Origin of the sequence: Brumimicrobium salinarum (assembly GCF_002844555.1) — a bacterium.
Lineage (GTDB): Bacteria > Bacteroidota > Bacteroidia > Flavobacteriales_D > Crocinitomicaceae > Brumimicrobium > Brumimicrobium salinarum.
This window is the reverse complement of the sequence record NZ_PJNI01000005.1, coordinates 171,785-188,722: the sequence shown is the minus strand read 5'-3', so window position 1 is coordinate 188,722 and position 16,938 is coordinate 171,785. Positions and strand designations below refer to the sequence as shown.

General features: G+C 34.8%; 29 protein-coding genes. All 29 read left to right on the top strand.

Going from position 1 to position 16,938, the window contains the following annotated elements; genetic code table 11:
• Positions 1–6: 6 nt before the first annotated feature.
• The 29 genes from rplB to CW751_RS06345 all read left to right on the top strand — a co-directional run bounded on the left by rplB (position 7) and on the right by CW751_RS06345 (position 16,923).
• Entirely contained in the window at positions 7–831 is an 825-nt protein-coding gene (gene rplB / locus CW751_RS06485; protein WP_101334190.1) for a 50S ribosomal protein L2, read from the top strand.
• Between the two features lie 3 nt (positions 832–834).
• On the top strand, positions 835–1,113 hold the full coding sequence (gene rpsS, locus CW751_RS06480) for a 30S ribosomal protein S19 (protein ID WP_101334189.1): 279 nt from the start codon (positions 835–837) through the stop codon (positions 1,111–1,113).
• Positions 1,114–1,129: 16 nt separating this feature from the next.
• The gene (rplV, locus tag CW751_RS06475; RefSeq protein WP_101334188.1) at positions 1,130–1,528 is read left to right on the top strand and encodes a 50S ribosomal protein L22; all 399 of its coding nucleotides are present in this window, start codon (positions 1,130–1,132) and stop codon (positions 1,526–1,528) included.
• A 3-nt stretch (positions 1,529–1,531) separates the two neighbouring features.
• Complete coding sequence (rpsC, locus tag CW751_RS06470) at positions 1,532–2,242, top strand: 30S ribosomal protein S3 (protein ID WP_101334187.1); 711 nt, start codon at positions 1,532–1,534, stop codon at positions 2,240–2,242.
• A 26-nt stretch (positions 2,243–2,268) separates the two neighbouring features.
• Positions 2,269–2,697 carry a 50S ribosomal protein L16 gene (gene rplP / locus CW751_RS06465; protein ID WP_101334186.1) on the top strand — a complete coding sequence of 143 codons (429 nt, stop codon included), beginning with the start codon at positions 2,269–2,271 and terminating at the stop codon, positions 2,695–2,697.
• A gap of 8 nt (positions 2,698–2,705) precedes the next feature.
• Positions 2,706–2,900: a 50S ribosomal protein L29 gene (gene rpmC / locus CW751_RS06460; protein ID WP_101334185.1), complete on the top strand. Its 195-nt coding sequence runs from the start codon at positions 2,706–2,708 to the stop codon at positions 2,898–2,900.
• Positions 2,901–2,926: 26 nt separating this feature from the next.
• Positions 2,927–3,184, top strand: coding sequence for a 30S ribosomal protein S17 (rpsQ, locus tag CW751_RS06455; RefSeq protein WP_101334184.1), 258 nt, complete (start codon positions 2,927–2,929; stop codon positions 3,182–3,184).
• A 10-nt stretch (positions 3,185–3,194) separates the two neighbouring features.
• Entirely contained in the window at positions 3,195–3,563 is a 369-nt protein-coding gene (rplN, locus tag CW751_RS06450; RefSeq protein ID WP_101334183.1) for a 50S ribosomal protein L14, read from the top strand.
• 11 nt (positions 3,564–3,574) lie between these two features.
• Entirely contained in the window at positions 3,575–3,892 is a 318-nt protein-coding gene (gene rplX, locus CW751_RS06445) for a 50S ribosomal protein L24 (protein ID WP_101334182.1), read from the top strand.
• Positions 3,892–4,440, top strand: a complete 549-nt coding sequence (gene rplE / locus CW751_RS06440; RefSeq protein WP_101334181.1) for a 50S ribosomal protein L5 — start codon at positions 3,892–3,894, stop codon at positions 4,438–4,440. Before rplX ends, rplE begins: the two co-directional genes overlap by 1 nt.
• 7 nt (positions 4,441–4,447) lie before the next feature.
• The gene (rpsN, locus tag CW751_RS06435) at positions 4,448–4,717 is read left to right on the top strand and encodes a 30S ribosomal protein S14 (protein ID WP_101334226.1); all 270 of its coding nucleotides are present in this window, start codon (positions 4,448–4,450) and stop codon (positions 4,715–4,717) included.
• Positions 4,718–4,735: 18 nt separating this feature from the next.
• Complete coding sequence (rpsH, locus tag CW751_RS06430; protein WP_101334180.1) at positions 4,736–5,134, top strand: 30S ribosomal protein S8; 399 nt, start codon at positions 4,736–4,738, stop codon at positions 5,132–5,134.
• Between the two features lie 20 nt (positions 5,135–5,154).
• The gene (gene rplF / locus CW751_RS06425) at positions 5,155–5,706 is read left to right on the top strand and encodes a 50S ribosomal protein L6 (protein ID WP_101334179.1); all 552 of its coding nucleotides are present in this window, start codon (positions 5,155–5,157) and stop codon (positions 5,704–5,706) included.
• Between the two features lie 18 nt (positions 5,707–5,724).
• Entirely contained in the window at positions 5,725–6,078 is a 354-nt protein-coding gene (gene rplR / locus CW751_RS06420; RefSeq protein ID WP_101334178.1) for a 50S ribosomal protein L18, read from the top strand.
• Between the two features lie 4 nt (positions 6,079–6,082).
• Entirely contained in the window at positions 6,083–6,601 is a 519-nt protein-coding gene (rpsE, locus tag CW751_RS06415) for a 30S ribosomal protein S5 (protein WP_101334177.1), read from the top strand.
• Between the two features lie 10 nt (positions 6,602–6,611).
• Positions 6,612–6,794 (top strand): 50S ribosomal protein L30, encoded by a 183-nt coding sequence (gene rpmD / locus CW751_RS06410; RefSeq protein ID WP_101334176.1) that lies wholly within the window; start codon positions 6,612–6,614, stop codon positions 6,792–6,794.
• 21 nt (positions 6,795–6,815) lie between these two features.
• Complete coding sequence (gene rplO, locus CW751_RS06405; protein ID WP_101334175.1) at positions 6,816–7,262, top strand: 50S ribosomal protein L15; 447 nt, start codon at positions 6,816–6,818, stop codon at positions 7,260–7,262.
• A gap of 26 nt (positions 7,263–7,288) precedes the next feature.
• A complete protein-coding gene (gene secY, locus CW751_RS06400) occupies positions 7,289–8,593 on the top strand; it encodes a preprotein translocase subunit SecY (RefSeq protein WP_101334174.1) in 1,305 nt (434 codons plus the stop codon).
• Positions 8,594–8,604: 11 nt separating this feature from the next.
• Positions 8,605–8,823 (top strand): translation initiation factor IF-1, encoded by a 219-nt coding sequence (gene infA, locus CW751_RS06395; protein WP_101334173.1) that lies wholly within the window; start codon positions 8,605–8,607, stop codon positions 8,821–8,823.
• A gap of 34 nt (positions 8,824–8,857) precedes the next feature.
• Positions 8,858–8,974, top strand: coding sequence for a type B 50S ribosomal protein L36 (ykgO, locus tag CW751_RS06390; protein WP_101334172.1), 117 nt, complete (start codon positions 8,858–8,860; stop codon positions 8,972–8,974).
• Positions 8,975–8,990: 16 nt separating this feature from the next.
• Positions 8,991–9,365, top strand: coding sequence for a 30S ribosomal protein S13 (gene rpsM, locus CW751_RS06385; protein WP_101334171.1), 375 nt, complete (start codon positions 8,991–8,993; stop codon positions 9,363–9,365).
• Positions 9,366–9,376: 11 nt separating this feature from the next.
• Positions 9,377–9,763, top strand: a complete 387-nt coding sequence (gene rpsK, locus CW751_RS06380) for a 30S ribosomal protein S11 (RefSeq protein ID WP_101334170.1) — start codon at positions 9,377–9,379, stop codon at positions 9,761–9,763.
• A 72-nt stretch (positions 9,764–9,835) separates the two neighbouring features.
• Positions 9,836–10,441 carry a 30S ribosomal protein S4 gene (rpsD, locus tag CW751_RS06375; RefSeq protein WP_101334169.1) on the top strand — a complete coding sequence of 202 codons (606 nt, stop codon included), beginning with the start codon at positions 9,836–9,838 and terminating at the stop codon, positions 10,439–10,441.
• 16 nt (positions 10,442–10,457) lie between these two features.
• Entirely contained in the window at positions 10,458–11,450 is a 993-nt protein-coding gene (locus CW751_RS06370) for a DNA-directed RNA polymerase subunit alpha (protein WP_101334168.1), read from the top strand.
• Positions 11,451–11,471: 21 nt separating this feature from the next.
• Complete coding sequence (rplQ, locus tag CW751_RS06365; protein WP_101334167.1) at positions 11,472–12,134, top strand: 50S ribosomal protein L17; 663 nt, start codon at positions 11,472–11,474, stop codon at positions 12,132–12,134.
• A gap of 100 nt (positions 12,135–12,234) precedes the next feature.
• Positions 12,235–13,113 (top strand): GTPase Era, encoded by an 879-nt coding sequence (era, locus tag CW751_RS06360; protein ID WP_101334166.1) that lies wholly within the window; start codon positions 12,235–12,237, stop codon positions 13,111–13,113.
• 2 nt (positions 13,114–13,115) lie between these two features.
• Entirely contained in the window at positions 13,116–14,420 is a 1,305-nt protein-coding gene (gene der / locus CW751_RS06355; RefSeq protein ID WP_101334165.1) for a ribosome biogenesis GTPase Der, read from the top strand.
• Positions 14,421–14,575: 155 nt separating this feature from the next.
• Entirely contained in the window at positions 14,576–16,111 is a 1,536-nt protein-coding gene (locus tag CW751_RS06350) for a GH3 auxin-responsive promoter family protein (protein WP_205677795.1), read from the top strand.
• Positions 16,108–16,923: a hypothetical protein gene (locus CW751_RS06345; RefSeq protein WP_101334163.1), complete on the top strand. Its 816-nt coding sequence runs from the start codon at positions 16,108–16,110 to the stop codon at positions 16,921–16,923. The genes CW751_RS06350 and CW751_RS06345 overlap by 4 nt, the downstream gene beginning before the upstream one ends.
• Positions 16,924–16,938: the final 15 nt, after the last annotated feature.

Here is a 16,938-nt window from a genome sequence, read left to right as displayed (position 1 = left end):
AAAGAAATGAGTCTTAAAAAATTCAAGCCTACAACTCCAGGGCAAAGACACAAACTCATCAGTGATTATGCTGAGATCACTTCTTCTAAACCAGAAAAGTCTTTGATTTCTTCTCACAAGAAATCAGGAGGACGTAATAATTCTGGACGTATGACAATGCGTTATTTAGGTGGTGGTCACAAGCAGAAATACCGTGTTATCGACTTTAAAAGAGATAAAGAAGGTGTTCCTGCAACAGTTAAATCAATTGAGTATGATCCTAATCGTACGGCGAATATCGCTTTACTTTATTACAAGGATGGAGAGAAACGTTACATTATTGCTCCAGAAAACCTAGCGGTGGGAGATACTGTTGTTTCTGGAAAAGATGCTACACCAAAAACGGGGAACGCAATGTATATTGCTGATATTCCATTAGGTACGGTGGTTCACAATGTTGAATTAACACCTGGTAAAGGTGGTATTATTGCAAGAGGTGCAGGTACTTCAGCGCAATTAATCGCCCGTGAAGGAAAGTATGGTATTTTAAAAATGCCATCAGGTGAAGTTCGTATGGTACTTATTGGTTGTTTAGCAACAATAGGTTCTGTTTCTAATCACAACCATAGTTTATCGATTTCTGGTAAAGCTGGTAGGACAAGATGGCTAGGCCGTCGTCCGCGTGTTAGAGGTGTTGTGATGAATCCAATCGATCACCCAATGGGAGGTGGTGAAGGTCGTCACGCTGGTGGTCATCCACGTTCGCGTAATGGTATTCCTGCAAAAGGATATAAAACGCGTTCACCAAAGAAATATTCAGATAAGTTTATCATCGAGAAAAGAAAGAAATAGGATATGAGTAGGTCATTAAAAAAACCTCCTTTCGTACATTATAAATTAGTACAGAAAGTTGAGGCAGCACAAACCTCAAAGTCTAAAAGTGTAATTAAAACATGGTCTCGTGCCTCTACGATTACTCCTGATTTTGTAGGGTTTACAATAGCAGTTCATAATGGAAATAAATTTATTCCTGTTTATGTAACTGAGAATATGGTAGGGCATAAATTTGGAGAATTCGCACCAACGCGTAACTTCAGAGGACATGCAGGTAATAAAAAAGACAAAAGAAGATAATTAAAAACTTCGTAACATGGGTGCTAGAAAAAGATTAAAAGCCGAAGAAAGGAAGGAAAATAATAAATCAATTGCTTTTGCGTCGTTGAAAAATTCTCCTATCGCTCCTCGTAAAATGAGATTAGTTGCTGATCTTATTCGTGGAGTTGAAGTAAATAAGGCATTAAATATATTGCAACATAATCCTAAAGAGGCTTCAAAGAGTCTTTCCACTTTATTGCGTTCAGCGATAGCGAATTGGGAAATCAAAAATGAAGACAAAAGCTTGGAAGAAGAAGAATTAGTTGTTAAAACTATTGAAGTATCTCAAGCAGGGATGCTTAAAAGAATTCAACCAAGAGCTCAAGGTAGAGCTGCAAGAATTAGAAAACGATCCAACCACGTACGTATAGTTGTGGACGGAGTTAAAAATTAAGAAATGGGACAAAAAACTAATCCAATAGGAAATAGATTAGGGTACATCCACGGTTGGGATTCTAACTGGTATGGAGGTTCTGACTATAAGGATAAAATTGTTGAAGATGATAAAATTAGAAAATACTTAAATGCGCGTTTATCTCGTGCGAGTATTTCTAAGATTATTATTGAACGAACACTTAAATTGGTTACTGTAACGATTAATACATCACGCCCAGGAGTGATTATCGGTAAAGGTGGTCAAGAAGTGGATAAGCTTAAAGAAGAGCTTAAAAAATTGACAAGCAAAGAAATTCAAATTAACATTTTTGAGATCAAACGTCCAGAATTGGATGCTCATCTTGTTGCTGATAACATTGCGCGTCAAATTGAAGCTCGTATTTCTTTCCGTAGAGCAATTAAAATGGCTGTAGCCTCTACAATGAGAATGGGAGCTGAAGGAATAAAAGTGAAAATATCAGGTCGTTTAAATGGTGCTGAAATGGCACGTGAAGAAATGTACAAAGACGGTAGAACGCCTTTGCACACTTTTAGAGCTGATATTGACTATGCATTATCAGAAGCACACACCACTTACGGTCGTATCGGTATCAAGGTATGGATTTGTAAAGGTGAAGTTTTTGGAAAGCGTGATTTATCACCAAACATTGGGTTAGAATCTCAAAAGAAAGGTGGAAATCGTCGTGGAGGTGCTAAAAGAAAGAAAAAATAAGTTGAACACTTAAAACGTACTGAAAGATGTTATCACCAAAGAAAACAAAGTTTAGAAAAGCTCAAAAAGGTAGAAACACTGGACTTGCTCAAAGAGGAAGTACCGTTGCTTTCGGATCTTTTGGTTTAAAGACCATGGAGCCAGCATGGATTACATCCAGACAAATTGAAGCTTCACGTATCGCTGTTACAAGATACATGAAACGTGAAGGAAAAGTTTGGATTCGTATTTTTCCAGACAAGCCTGTTACTTCCAAACCTGCAGAGGTTCGAATGGGTAAAGGTAAAGGTGCACCTAGTCACTGGGTAGCCGTTGTTAAACCAGGTAGAATTTTATTCGAAGCAGATGGTGTTTCTTATGATGTAGCTAAAGAAGCACTTCGATTGGCAGCACAAAAACTTCCAGTAAAATGTAAGTTTGTAACACGCCACGACTATGTAGTACCTGGAAAATAATTTGAGAAATGAAACAAGAAGAAATTACACAATTATCTGTAGAGGATCTTAAAGATCGCCTCGATAACTCAACTGAGAAGATGGAAAAGATGATTTTGACGCACAAAGTGTCACCACTCGAAAATCCACTTCAAATTAAAGTTTTGAGAAGAACGATCGCTAGATTGAATACAGAGTTAACCAAAAGAAAAAAACTAGCTTAGGCTGGTGATTTAGAAAATGACTTGATATGGAAAATCAACATTTAAGAAAAGAAAGAACTGGTGTGATTACTAGTGTTGCCATGGATAAATCCATTGTAATAAAAGTAGAAAGAAAAGTAAAACATCAGAAATATGGTAAATTCATAAAAAAATCTACTAAATTTGTCGCCCACGACGAAAAAAATGATTGTAACGTTGGAGACACTGTTACAATCCGTGAGTGTAGACCTTTGTCAAAAACAAAGAATTGGAGATTAGTAGAAATTTTAGAAAGAGCCAAATAATCATTAAGAAATGATACAACAAGAATCAAGACTTGCAGTAGCCGACAATAGTGGAGCAAAAGAAGTATTGTGTATCCGAGTTCTCGGAGGTACAAAACGTCGTTATGCCTCTATTGGAGATAAAATAGTGGTTTCTGTCAAGAGCGCAATGCCCTCTGGTAACGTCAAAAAAGGACAAGTAGCCACGGCTGTGGTAGTAAGAACGAAAAAAGAGATTCGTCGACCAGATGGATCATATATTCGTTTTGATGATAATGCTGTGGTACTTCTCAACCAAGCAAACGAAATGAGAGGAACTCGTATTTTTGGACCAGTAGCCAGGGAGCTTCGTGAGAACAATTACATGAAGATTGTTTCATTAGCACCTGAAGTGCTTTAAATTAGTAAATCATGCAAAAGAAATTACACATTAAAGTCGATGATACCGTAAAAGTTATAAGCGGTGTGCATCGTGGTCAAGAAGGTAAAGTCCTTTCAATTGATAGAAAAAAGGAGCGTGTTTTAGTTGAAGGTATTAACGTTGTTAAACGTCATGCAAAACCTGATGCTGCAAATCCTCAAGGTGGTATAGTGGAGAAAGAAGCGGGTCTTCACATTTCCAACCTCATGCTTGTTCACAATAATCAGCCAACGAAAGTTGGTCGTAAGTTGAACAAAGATGGAAAGCTAGTTCGTTTCGCTAAAAAAACAGGAGAAGAAATTAAGTAATGAGTTATACACCAAGACTTAGAAAACAGTATCAAGAAGAAATTATTCCTTCTTTGAAAAAACAATTTGGTTTTAAATCTGTGATGCGTATCCCTAAACTTGAGAAAATTATTGTTTCTCAAGGTATCGGTGAAGCTGTAGCTGATAAGAAAATCATTGATGGTGCAATCGAAGATATTACTGCAATCACAGGACAAAGACCTGTTGCAACATTATCAAAGAAAGATGTATCCAATTTCAAATTGAGAAAAGGAATGCCGATAGGTACGAAAGTTACTTTACGTGGAGATAACATGTATGAGTTTCTTGATCGTTTAATATCAATTGCCCTTCCACGTACGCGTGATTTTAAAGGGGTTCCTTCAAAAGGATTTGATGGACGTGGAAATTATAATATGGGCGTTAAAGAACATATTATCTTCCCGGAAATTGATATTGATAAAGTAAATAAAATTTTAGGAATGGACATTACTTTCGTTACTTCAGCAGAAAGTGATGAAGAAGCAAAAGCATTGTTAGATGCTTTTAAATTTCCTTTCACCAAATAATAATAACATGGCAAAAGAATCAATGAAAGCGCGTGAGCGCAAAAGAGAAGCCCTAGTAGAAAAGTATGCTGAAAAGCGTAAAGCTTTAAAGGAAGCTGGAGACTGGGACGCACTTCAGAAGTTGCCTAAAAACTCTTCAAAGGTAAGATTACACAACCGTTGTAGTTTAACAGGTCGTCCTAGAGGGTATATGAGACAGTTTGGTCTTTCTAGGGTAACATTTAGAGAAATGGCTCTTTCTGGTAAAATACCAGGAATTAAGAAAGCAAGTTGGTAATCTATAGTAATTAAAGATATGAATACAGATCCAATAGCAGATTTTTTGACTCGCATAAGAAATGCGAGCAGTATAAGTAAGAAAATTGTTGAAATTCCATCATCAAAAACTAAAGTAGCGATGGCGAAAATTCTTTTTGAAAAAGGATACATCACCAACTATTTAGTTGAGGAAGACAACAAACAAGGTGTAATTAAAATCGCACTAAAGTATAATCCATCAACGAAGGTTCCTGCAATAACAAAGTTAGAGCGTATATCTTCACCAGGATTAAGAAAGTATTGTAACTCGAAGGAATTACCACGTGTTTTAAATGGTTTAGGAATCGCAATCATCTCAACTTCTAAAGGGTTGATGACTGACAAAGAAGCTAAAACCGAAAAAGTAGGTGGAGAAGTACTTTGTTACGTTTATTAATTTTAAAGTAATAATTAGCAATGTCAAGGATAGGTAAATCCCCAATAAACATCCCGAGTGGTGTAGAAGTAAAAATGGATGGAAACCTTATTACTGTTAAGGGCGCTAAAGGAGAGCTAACGCAAGAGTTAGATCCAGCTATTTCAGTAAAAATAGAAGAGGACACCATTACATTCGACCGCGAATCAAACGCGCCAGTTCATCGTGGAAAACATGGTTTGTACAGAGCCTTAGTTTTTAATATGATTGAAGGTGTAACGGAAGGGTATAAGAAGGTATTAGAAATTATAGGAGTTGGTTTTAGAGCAACAGCGCAAGGGCAAATTTTAACCCTTTCGGTTGGTCACTCTCATCCAATAGTTATCGAATTGCCAAAAGAAATTAAGGTATCTGCAGAAACTGCAAAAGGTAAAGCACCAATCGTGACTTTAGAATCAGTTGACAAACAACTAGTCGGTCAAGTAGCTGCCAAGATTCGTTCTTTCCGTAAACCTGAACCATATAAAGGTAAAGGAATTCGCTTACAGGGTGAGTATGTAAGAAGAAAAGCAGGTAAAGCAGCAGGTAAATAATCTTAATTTAAGAATAAAATGGCATTTAGTAAAATAGCTAGAAGAGCTAAAATCAAGAAAAGAATCCGTAAAAATTTAACGGGTACTGACGTACTTCCAAGACTTTCAGTTTATAGAAGTAACAAGCAGATTTATGCACAAATTATTAACGATCTTAAAGGAGAGACTTTAGTTTCTGCTTCTTCACAAGGCGTTAAAGAGTGTGAAAATCTTCCAAAAATTGAACAAGCCAAAATTGTTGGAAAATTAATTGCTGAAAAAGCAGTTAAGGCAAATATAGAGGCTGTGAAATTTGACCGAAACGGTTACTTGTATCATGGAAGAGTTAAATCACTTGCTGATGGAGCAAGAGAAGGAGGATTAAAACTATAATAAAATGGCAGCAAAAATTAACAATAGAGTTAAACCAGCCGACTTAGAATTAGTTGATAAGTTAGTTGGTATTAACAGAGTTACCAAGGTAACAAAAGGTGGACGTACTTTTAGTTTCTCAGCAATCGTTGTGGTTGGTAATGGAGATGGAATTGTAGGTCAAGGATTAGGTAAAGCAAATGAAGTTACAGAAGCAATCTCAAAAGGGATTGATGATGCAAAGAAAAACCTAATTAGAGTTCCTATTATTAACGGAACTGTGCCTCACACACAGAAAGGAAAATATAGTGGAGCTAGAGTTTTACTCAAACCCGCTTCTGAAGGTACAGGAGTTATTGCCGGTGGTGCAATGCGTGCCGTACTTGAAAGTGCAGGAATACATAATGTTTTAGCTAAATCTCAAGGTTCATCAAACCCACAAAACGTTGTAAAAGCAACTATAGACGCATTATCTTTAATGAGGGATGCATTAGCTGTAGCGAAACAACGCGGTATATCAATGGATCAAGTGTTTAACGGTTAATTTAAATAGAATGGCAAACAAGACAATTAAAATAAAATTGGTAAGAAGTGCTATTAACCGTACGCAAAGACAAAAAGATACGGTTAAAGCATTAGGGCTACGTAAAATGAATCATGTTATAGAGAAAGAGGCTACTCCTCAAGTTCTTGGTATGGTTGCAAAAGTTCAACACTTAGTTGAAGTAGTCGAGTAAAAATCTAAAAAAAGAAATGCAATGAGTCTAAATAATTTAAAGCCAGCGAAAGGTTCTACTCATGGACAGCGTCGAATTGGTCGTGGTCAAGGTTCTGGTTACGGTGGTACAGCTACACGTGGTCACAAAGGAGCAAAATCTAGATCTGGTTACAGTAAGAAAATTGGTTTTGAAGGAGGGCAAATGCCGCTCCAAAGACGTGTTCCAAAATATGGTTTTAATAACATAAACCGTGTTGAATATAAAGCAGTAAACCTGGATGTTATTCAAACATTGGTTGATCGCAAAGGATTAACGGAAATAAATCCAGATATCCTTCGTCAAAATGGTTTATTAGGTAATCGTGAACTAGTTAAAATCCTTGGTAGAGGTGAGCTAAAAGCTAAATTGAGTGTTACCGCACATAAGTTTTCTGTATCTGCAAAAGCAGAAATCGAAGCCAAAGGTGGTGATTGTTCAGAAATCTAATTAAATTTGCAAACTATTTTACGCAGATGAAGAAACTAATTGAGAATATAAGTAATATTTGGAAGGTTGAAGAACTAAGGAAGAGGTTGTTAATAACCTTTTCCTTAATCTTGGTTTTCCGAATTGGATCGTTTATTGTTTTACCTGGTGTCGATAGTTCTAAACTCGGTACTGATGGGGCAGACGCTGGAACAATCGAAGGTTTGTTAGGGTTACTATCGGGTGGTGGTTTTACTAACGCTTCATTTTTAGCCTTAGGTATTATGCCCTACATTTCTGCTTCAATTATTATGCAGCTAATGGGGATGGCTGTGCCAGCGGTTCAGAAAATGCAACAAGAAGGAGAAAGCGGTCGTAAAAGAATTAATAATTATACACGTATTCTAACGATTATTATATGTGCTGTGCAAGCACCAGGATACCTTTCTTTGTACGTGGCAGGTAAAAACGCTATTCCAGTTGAGTTTATTAATTCACCGTTATGGTGGACGCAATCTGTTTTAGTACTAGTAGCAGGTGCTATGTTTGCAGTATGGCTTGGAGAGCGAATTACTGACAAAGGTGTAGGTAATGGTATATCATTATTAATAACCGTTGGAATTATCGCTAGATTGCCACAATCTTTTGTGGCAGAAACAGCGCAACACTCTTTCTTAATTGTTATAATTGAGGTGGTAGTGTTTATGTTGATTGTTATGGCAACGGTACTGATTGTACAAGGTGTACGTAAAATTCCAATGAATTATGCTAAAAGAGTTGCAGGCGCTCGTGGTGGTGCTGTCGATGCTCAAGGTGCACGTTCATATCTGCCTATTAAGGTTAACGCTTCAGGTGTTATGCCTATCATTTTTGCACAAGCAATTATGACGGTGCCTGTTATGTTTATTGAAAAACAATTTGGAATATTTGGCTTTTGGTATAATCTTGTTTTATTCCTTTTGATTATCGTATTTACGTATTTCTATACTGCAATAATGATTAATCCAAAGAAAATGGCAGATGATATGAAACGTAATGGTGGGTTCATACCTGGGGTTAGACCTGGAGATGAAACAGCAAGCTATATCGATGAGCTTGTTTCTAAGATTACGCTTCCAGGCTCTGTTTTCTTAGCTATTATTGCGATCATACCAGCTATCGCTGTTCAATTCGGAGTTGGAGATGGCTTTGCATTGTTTTTTGGAGGTACTTCATTACTGATTATGGTAGGAGTAGTTTTAGATACCTTGCAGCAAATAGAATCTTATTTGTTAAATCGTCATTATGATGGTTTGATGGAAGGAACTAAGATAAGAGGTAGAAGAACACAAGGCGAAATGTCTGGAATGTAAAACAAGATATTATGGCTAAACAACAATCAATAGAACAAGACGGAACAATTATAGAGTCATTATCTAATGCAATGTTTAGAGTTGAATTAGAAAATGGTCATATAATTACCGCTCACATTTCTGGTAAAATGAGAATGTATTACATTAAAATTCTACCAGGTGACCGAGTAAAAGTAGAAATGTCTCCTTATGATCTTACTAAAGGTAGAATTACTTTTAGATATAAATAAGGTTAATAATACTGACAAATTAAATTAAAATAAAATGAAAGTAAGAGCTTCAGTAAAAAAGCGATCGGAAGATTGCAAAATCGTAAAACGAAAAGGAAGAGTTTACGTTATAAACAAAAAAAATCCTAAGTTTAAACAAAGACAAGGATAATTCAATTGTAAAAATTATGGCGAGAATAGCAGGAATAGATCTACCAAAAAATAAAAGAGGCGTTATCGGATTAACGTATATCTTTGGAATTGGAAGAAGTAAAGCAGAAGAGATTTTAAAAGCTAATGGTATCGACGAGAATATCAAAGTTCAGGATTGGAATGATGAACAAATTGGTAAAATACGTACTACTATTAATGAAATTAAAGTTGAAGGAGCACTAAGATCAGAAGTTCAATTAAACATTAAACGTTTAATGGACATCGGTTGTTATAGAGGTGTTCGTCATAGATCTGGTTTACCACTTCGTGGACAAAGAACAAAGAATAACTCAAGAACGAGAAAAGGTAGAAGAAAAACTGTTGCAAATAAGAAAAAAGCAACTAAATAATAGTTAGTAAAATGGCAAAGTCTAATCAAAAGAAGAAGAAAAACGTTAAAGTAGATGCAATTGGTGAAGCGCATATTCAAGCTACCTTCAATAATGTTATCGTATCTTTAACTAATGCTCAAGGACAAGTTATTTCTTGGTCTTCAGCAGGAAAAATGGGCTTCAAAGGTTCTAAGAAGAACACTCCTTATGCTGCGCAAGTAGCGGCAGAAGAGTGCGCTAGAGAAGCACATGACTTCGGATTACGTAAGGTAAAAGTATTCGTTAAAGGACCTGGTTCTGGTAGAGAATCAGCAATTCGTGCAATTCATAATTCAGGAATTGAAGTTACCGAAATTAATGATGTTACTCCATTACCACATAATGGATGTCGTCCACCAAAACGTAGAAGAGTTTAATAATTATCAACAGAGGTTAAATGCTGACGAAGGAAGATGCCTTAATTCTCAGTACCTCAAATATATTTTATAATGGCAAGATATACAGGACCCAAATCAAAAATTGCTCGTAGATTTAGAGAACCAATTTTTGGACCAGACAAAGCGCTGGATAAAAGAACTTACGGACCAGGACAACACGGTCCAAATAAAAGAAGAGGTAAGCAGTCTGAATACTCAATTCAGTTAACTGAAAAGCAAAAAGCAAAATATACTTATGGTATTTTGGAGCGTCAGTTTTTGAATTTATTTAAGAAAGCTTCTTCAATGAAAGGAATTACAGGTGAAAACTTATTAATTCTATGTGAATCACGTTTGGATAACACTGTTTACCGATTAGGTATAGCACCAACTAGAAGTGCCGCAAGACAATTCGTTTCACACAAACATATTACTGTTAATGGTGAAGTAGTAAACATCCCATCTTATTCTTTAAGAGAAGGTGATGTAGTTGGTGTACGTGAAAAGTCTAAATCTTTAGAAGCAATTACAAATTCTATTGCTGCTAAAACAACACAATTCGATTGGTTGAACTGGAATCCTTCTAATATGACTGGAACAGTTTTAAGCACTCCTTCAAGAGAAATGATTCCTGAAAATATTAAGGAACAACTGATCGTAGAATTATATTCCAAATAAAAATTAATTTATTATTATGGCTATTTTAGATTTTCAAAAGCCGGACAAAGTAATCATGATTGAGTCCAATGAACACGAAGGTCAATTCGAGTTTCGTCCATTGGAACCAGGTTATGGTATTACTGTTGGAAACGCTTTAAGACGTATATTACTTTCTTCTTTAGAAGGTTTCGCTATATCATCGATTAGAATTGAAGGTGTAGACCATGAATTTTCGACTATCGAAGGTGTTGTAGAAGATGTAACTGAATTGGTTTTAAACCTAAAACAAGTTCGCTTTAAACAACAAATTGAAGACCAAGATGAAGAAACTGTTATCATTTCTGTAGGTGGACAAGAAACATTTACTGCTGGTGATATCGGGAAATTCACAACTGGTTTTCAAGTTCTAAATCCTGATATGGTGCTATGTAACATGGACACCTCAGTGAAATTAGATATTGAGTTAAAGATTATAAAAGGAAGAGGTTATGTTCCTGCAGAATTAAATAAAACTGCAAATGCACCTTTTGGTACTATTTTTATTGATTCAATTTTTACTCCAATTAAAAACGTAAAGTATACTGTAGAGAACTTTCGTGTGGAGCAAAAAACAGATTATGAAAAATTAATCTTTGATATCATTACTGATGGTTCAATTCATCCAAAAGATGCTTTACAAGAGGCAGCAAAAATCCTTATTCACCATTTTATGTTATTCTCGGATGAAAGAATTACGTTAGATAGTGAAATTAAATCTGAAACAGAAGAGTTTGATGAAACTTCTCTGCACATGCGTCAGTTATTAAAAACTAAACTTATCGATTTAGATTTATCAGTTCGTGCTTTAAATTGTCTTAAAGCTGCGGATGTTGATACTTTAGGAGATTTAGTAGTCTATAATAAAAACGATTTATTGAAGTTTAGAAACTTTGGTAAAAAGTCCCTTACAGAACTTGAAGATCTTGTTGATGCTAAAGGACTTTCGTTTGGAATGAATACGTCTAAATACAAATTAGACAAAGAATAAAAACTGATATAAGACTTTAAAATGAGACACGGTAAAAAAAATAATAGTTTAAGTAGAAAAACTGCCCATAGAAAAGCAATGCTTTCAAATATGGCATGCTCTGTTATCGAACATAAAAGAATTAATACTACGGTTGCTAAGGCCAAAGCACTTAGAGGTTACCTAGAACCATTGATTACAAAATCGAAAACTGACTCTACTCACTCAAGACGTATAGTTTTTAAATACTTACAAAGTAAAGACGCAGTTACTGAATTGTTTAGAGAAATTGCTCCAAAAGTTGCTGATCGTCCTGGTGGATATTTACGAATTATTCGTATTGGAAATCGTTTAGGTGATAACGCAGAAATGTGTATGCTTGAATTAGTTGATTTCAACGATTTAATGGTAAAAGAACCAAAAGAAAAGAAAACTCGTCGTTCTAGAAGAGGTTCTGGAGGTGCTTCTACTGCTTCAACTACTAAAAAAGAAGCAAATAACGAAACTGCTGAAAAAACGGATACAGATAAGAAAGCAGAGACTAAAAAGACTGAATCTAAAGCTAAACCAAAAAAGGAAGAAGCTAAAGAGGAGGCAAAACCAAAAGCAAAAAAAGAAGCTAAAAAAGACACTCCTAAAAAGGATGATGCCAAAAAAGAAGCTTCTAAAGATAAAGAAAAGAAAGACGATAAAAACGAAAAGTAAATTGTCCTTTCTTATGAAATTTGAGGCTGTCCAATTATTTAGACAGCCTCTTTTTTTATCTTAACCTTTTTGTTTATAAATTTGTCATAAATCATAGTATATGAAAAATCATAAATCTGGCTTTGTCAGTATTGTTGGTAGTCCCAACGTTGGGAAATCAACATTAATGAATAAGCTCTTAGGTGAGAAGCTTTCAATAGTTACTTCTAAAGCCCAAACTACACGTCATAGGATAAGAGGTATCTTAAACCATCCAGATTATCAAATCGTTTTTTCAGATACTCCTGGGGTTGTTAATGCCGCTTACGAGCTTCATGATACTATGATGAGTTATGTATCAACATCCTTAAGTGATGCCGATGTTTTGCTTTTTATAACTGATGTTTTTGAAGATACACTAAATCATAAGGCTACGCTTCAAAAAATTAAGGATATGCGTATCCCAATAATTTGTTTGATCAATAAAATGGACCTGAGAAGTCAAGATGTTGTAGCCGAACGTATCGACTATTGGACGAAAGAATTACCAAATGCCAAAATATTACCGATTTCAGCTTTGCATAACTTTAATGTGGATCCGATTCTACAATTGATTTTATCTCATTTACCAAATTCACCTGCATATTTCGATAAAGATGCTATATCAGATCGACCAATGCGCTTCTTTATTTCCGAAATCATTAGAGAGAAAATATTTTTGAATTTGAAAAAAGAAGTACCTTACGCTTGTCAAGTTGAAGTAACAGATTACGAAGAAGAGGAAGATATCATTCGAATTCGTGCAAATATTATAGTTGAACGGGATTCTCAAAAAGGTATTATTATTGGTGCCAAAGGTCGTCAGTTAAAGCACATTGGTATAGATAGTCGAAAAGATATTGAGAAATTTGTTGATAAACATGTCTTTCTTCAAACCTTCGTTAAGGTAGATAAAGATTGGAGAAGTAACGAAGGTAAATTAAAAAAATACGGTTATTAATTATGAGTAATATTGTTGCAATAGTAGGGCGTCCGAACGTTGGAAAATCTACGCTTTTTAATCGATTAACAGAGTCTAGAAACGCCATTGTAGAGGAAATGAGTGGCGTAACTCGTGATCGTATTTACGGAAAAGGAAATTGGATAGGATACGATTATTCTGTAATTGATACTGGTGGTTACGTAAAAGGTTCAAATGACGTCTTTGAAAGCGAAATAAGGAAGCAAGTTGAAATCGCTGTCGATGAAGCAAATGTTATTGTTTTTGTTGTTGATGTAACTACTGGACTGACTGACTTAGATGAAAAGGTGGCTAAATTACTTCGCGATGTGAACAAAAAAGTGTTTATAGCAGCAAATAAAGTTGATAATACCAGTAGAATTGGTCTTTCCTCTGAATTTTGGTCATTAGGACTCGGAAATGTTTACGACGTTGCTGCTACAAATGGTTCTGGAACTGGTGAATTATTAGATGATATTGTTAAAGAATTTGAATCAAAAACAATAGAATCTGATAGTGATTTACCCCGATTTGCAATTGTTGGAAAACCAAATGTTGGAAAATCATCTCTTGCAAATGCCTTAATTGGGGAAGATAGAAATATTGTAACACCAATTTCAGGTACAACTCGAGACGCGGTTAATACGCGATACTCTGCTTATGGTTTTGACTTTCTTTTAATTGACACAGCGGGTATTAGAAAACGTGCCAAGGTCAACGAGGATATAGAATACTATTCAGTGCTCAGATCTGTACGGTCGATTGAAAATTCTGATGTTTGCATTTTTATGATTGACGCTGTTGAAGGAATTCAAAAACAAGATCTCAATATTTATTACATGTGTGAAAAAAACCATAAGGGGGTTGTAGTACTTGTTAATAAATGGGACCTTATTGAAAAGGAAACTTTAACTACTAAACAATACGAAGATAAAATTAGAGCTCAATTGGCACCATTTAACGATGTACCAATTGTTTTTACGTCTACCATTTCTAAACAACGAATTCATAAATCGCTTGAGGTGGCAATGAAAGTGTATCAAAATAGAATAAGAAAGATTCAAACTTCTGTACTCAATACTATAATGCAGGAGGAAATTGAAAAATTCCCACCTCCCATGTTAAAAGGAAAGTATGTAAACATTAAATATGTTACGCAATTACCTACGCATGCCCCAGCATTCGCTTTTTACAGTAATCTTCCACAGTATATTCCAGATAGTTATAAGCGTTTTTTAGAAAATAAAATTAGAACTCATTTTGATTTCGAAGGAGTGCCGGTACGTATTTTTTTAAGAAAAAAGTAAAGTGGTTAGAACGAATTCGCTAACCACTTTACAATAAACCATAAATAAACCCACTATAAAGACGTTTATTGTTTGGAAATGGTTGTAAAAAAATGATTTTATTTTAAAATTATAAATAATTACTTTGTATATTCAGCCTAGAAAATTATTTCATTATGCCGTTTAATACAATTTTTGGGTGGTTTATAAAAAAACGGATACATCAAATTGATTTATTCAGAAAGCATCCTATTGAAGTCCAGAGAGAATGGTTTGAGCGACTTATTAGATCAGGTCGAGCAACTGTATATGGAGAAAAATATAATTTTAATGAAATACACAATTATACAGATTTTCAAGAAAAAGTTCCACTTCAAGACTACGAAGATGTAAAGATATGGGTCGAACGCTCTTTAAAAGGGGAGGAAGATGTATTATGGCCAGGTGAGACTAAGTGGTTCGCAAAATCATCAGGAACAACTTCGGATAGAAGTAAGTTTATTCCTGTGACCAAAGATTCTCTAGAAGATTGTCACTACAAAGGTGGAAAAGATTTATTAGCAATATATTATTCTCATTTCCCAAATACAAAGTTATATCGTGGTAAACATTTGGTTGTCGGTGGTACAGCAGAGCAAAATACTTTACGACCAGATAGCTATACCGGAGATTTATCATCCATTATTCTGAAAAACCTTCCTTGGTGGGTTGAGATTAAACGTATTCCTTCACGTGAAACTGCCTTGATGAGTGAGTGGGAAGAAAAGATTGAAAAACTCGCTGAAGAAACCATGGAAGAAGATGTATCAAGTATTTCAGGTGTGCCTAGTTGGACGCTGGTTTTACTTAACAGAATCTTAGAAAAGAAAGGAAAAAAAGACATTAGAGAAGTATGGCCCAACCTTGAATTACTTATGCATGGTGGTGTTAGCTTTAAACCTTATGAAAAAGAATTTAGAAGTATTATCCCTCATGATGACATGCATTATATTGAGTCTTACAACGCTTCCGAAGGATTTTTTGGTATACAAGATGAAGTTGGTGGAGACTTATTATTAATGCTCGATTATGGGATATTTTTTGAATTTATCCCCATGTCTAAATTTGCCGGAACGGACTCAAAGGAAATTATTGCATTAAAAGATGTTGAGTTAAATACGAATTACGCAATTGTAATTTCTACCAACGGCGGTTTGTGGAGATATATTTTAGGAGATACGGTTTCTTTTTCGAGCCTAGATCCTTTTAGGGTCAAAGTAACAGGCCGAACGAAACATTTTATTAATGTTTTTGGAGAAGAAGTTATTGTGGATAATTCAGATCAAGCAATAAGAAAAGCATGTGAGTTAACAGATGCTACACTAAAAGATTACACAGCTTGTCCTATTTATATGGAGGAAGGTAAGCAGGGAGGTCACGAATGGATTGTTGAGTTTTCAAAAGATCCAAAAGATTTTAAATTATTTACTCAGTTTTTAGATGATGAATTGCGTAAACTTAACTCCGATTATGATGCTAAAAGAACCAATAATTTAACATTAAACTTTCCGCTTATACACAAAGCTAGATCAGGTTTGTTTGATGATTGGTTAAAAAAGAAAGGTAAATTAGGAGGGCAACATAAAGTGCCTAGACTTGTTAATAACCGTGAAATCTTTGAAGATATTATTCAATTACAAAAGGGCGCAATTGTTGATATAAAAAGAACATGATTAGGTATGTTGTAATATTGTTGTTATTGGTTTCGTCCAAATTTGTAATTTCTCAAAGCTATGAATGGAAACTAGAGCATGAGCTAATCAATGAAAATATTGAAGCTTGGGACGTTAATCCAGTTCATGAAATCATATTCTCATCAAATAATGTTTTGTATAAACTAGATGATGATCTCAAAAAAGAATTTACACAAAGCAGAAAAAGTATCTCAGATATTGTAAAAATTGATGCACAACACTCGCTGAAAACATTGATTTTCTCAGCGGCTTATCAAACTGTTTATTTTGTGGATAATACACTCAGTTTTCAGGATGCAGATATACAGTTGTTTGATTTAGACGTAGGATACGCTAGTAATGTATGTTATTCTAATCAAACGAATAGATTTTGGGTTTTTGATGAACAAAATACGCGACTATTGCGTTTTGGAGGTGTTGCTGGTAAAGATTTACAATCTAAAGTTTCAAATCTAATTTCTATAACACATCGTGAAACTCCCTCAGAAATCATTGAAAACAATAATGAGATTTTTTTATTTTTTAATAACCACGGTACATTTGTTTTTGACTTAAATGGTAGCTTTTTACGTGAGTACGCATACCCAAAAGCAACGAGCTTTTATCCAACCGAAAAACATTTATATTTTTTATTACCAGGTGCGCTAGTTCGTTTAAATAGACAAACAAATGAGGAAGTTGAAATCTTATTACCAAATAAAAATATTGCTGAGTTTAAAGTTTTTAAAAACATTTTTTACTTTAAAAACGATGAAGGAATTTCTAAATATTCATTAATTCCTACTCGCTAAACAATTTTGTTTAAA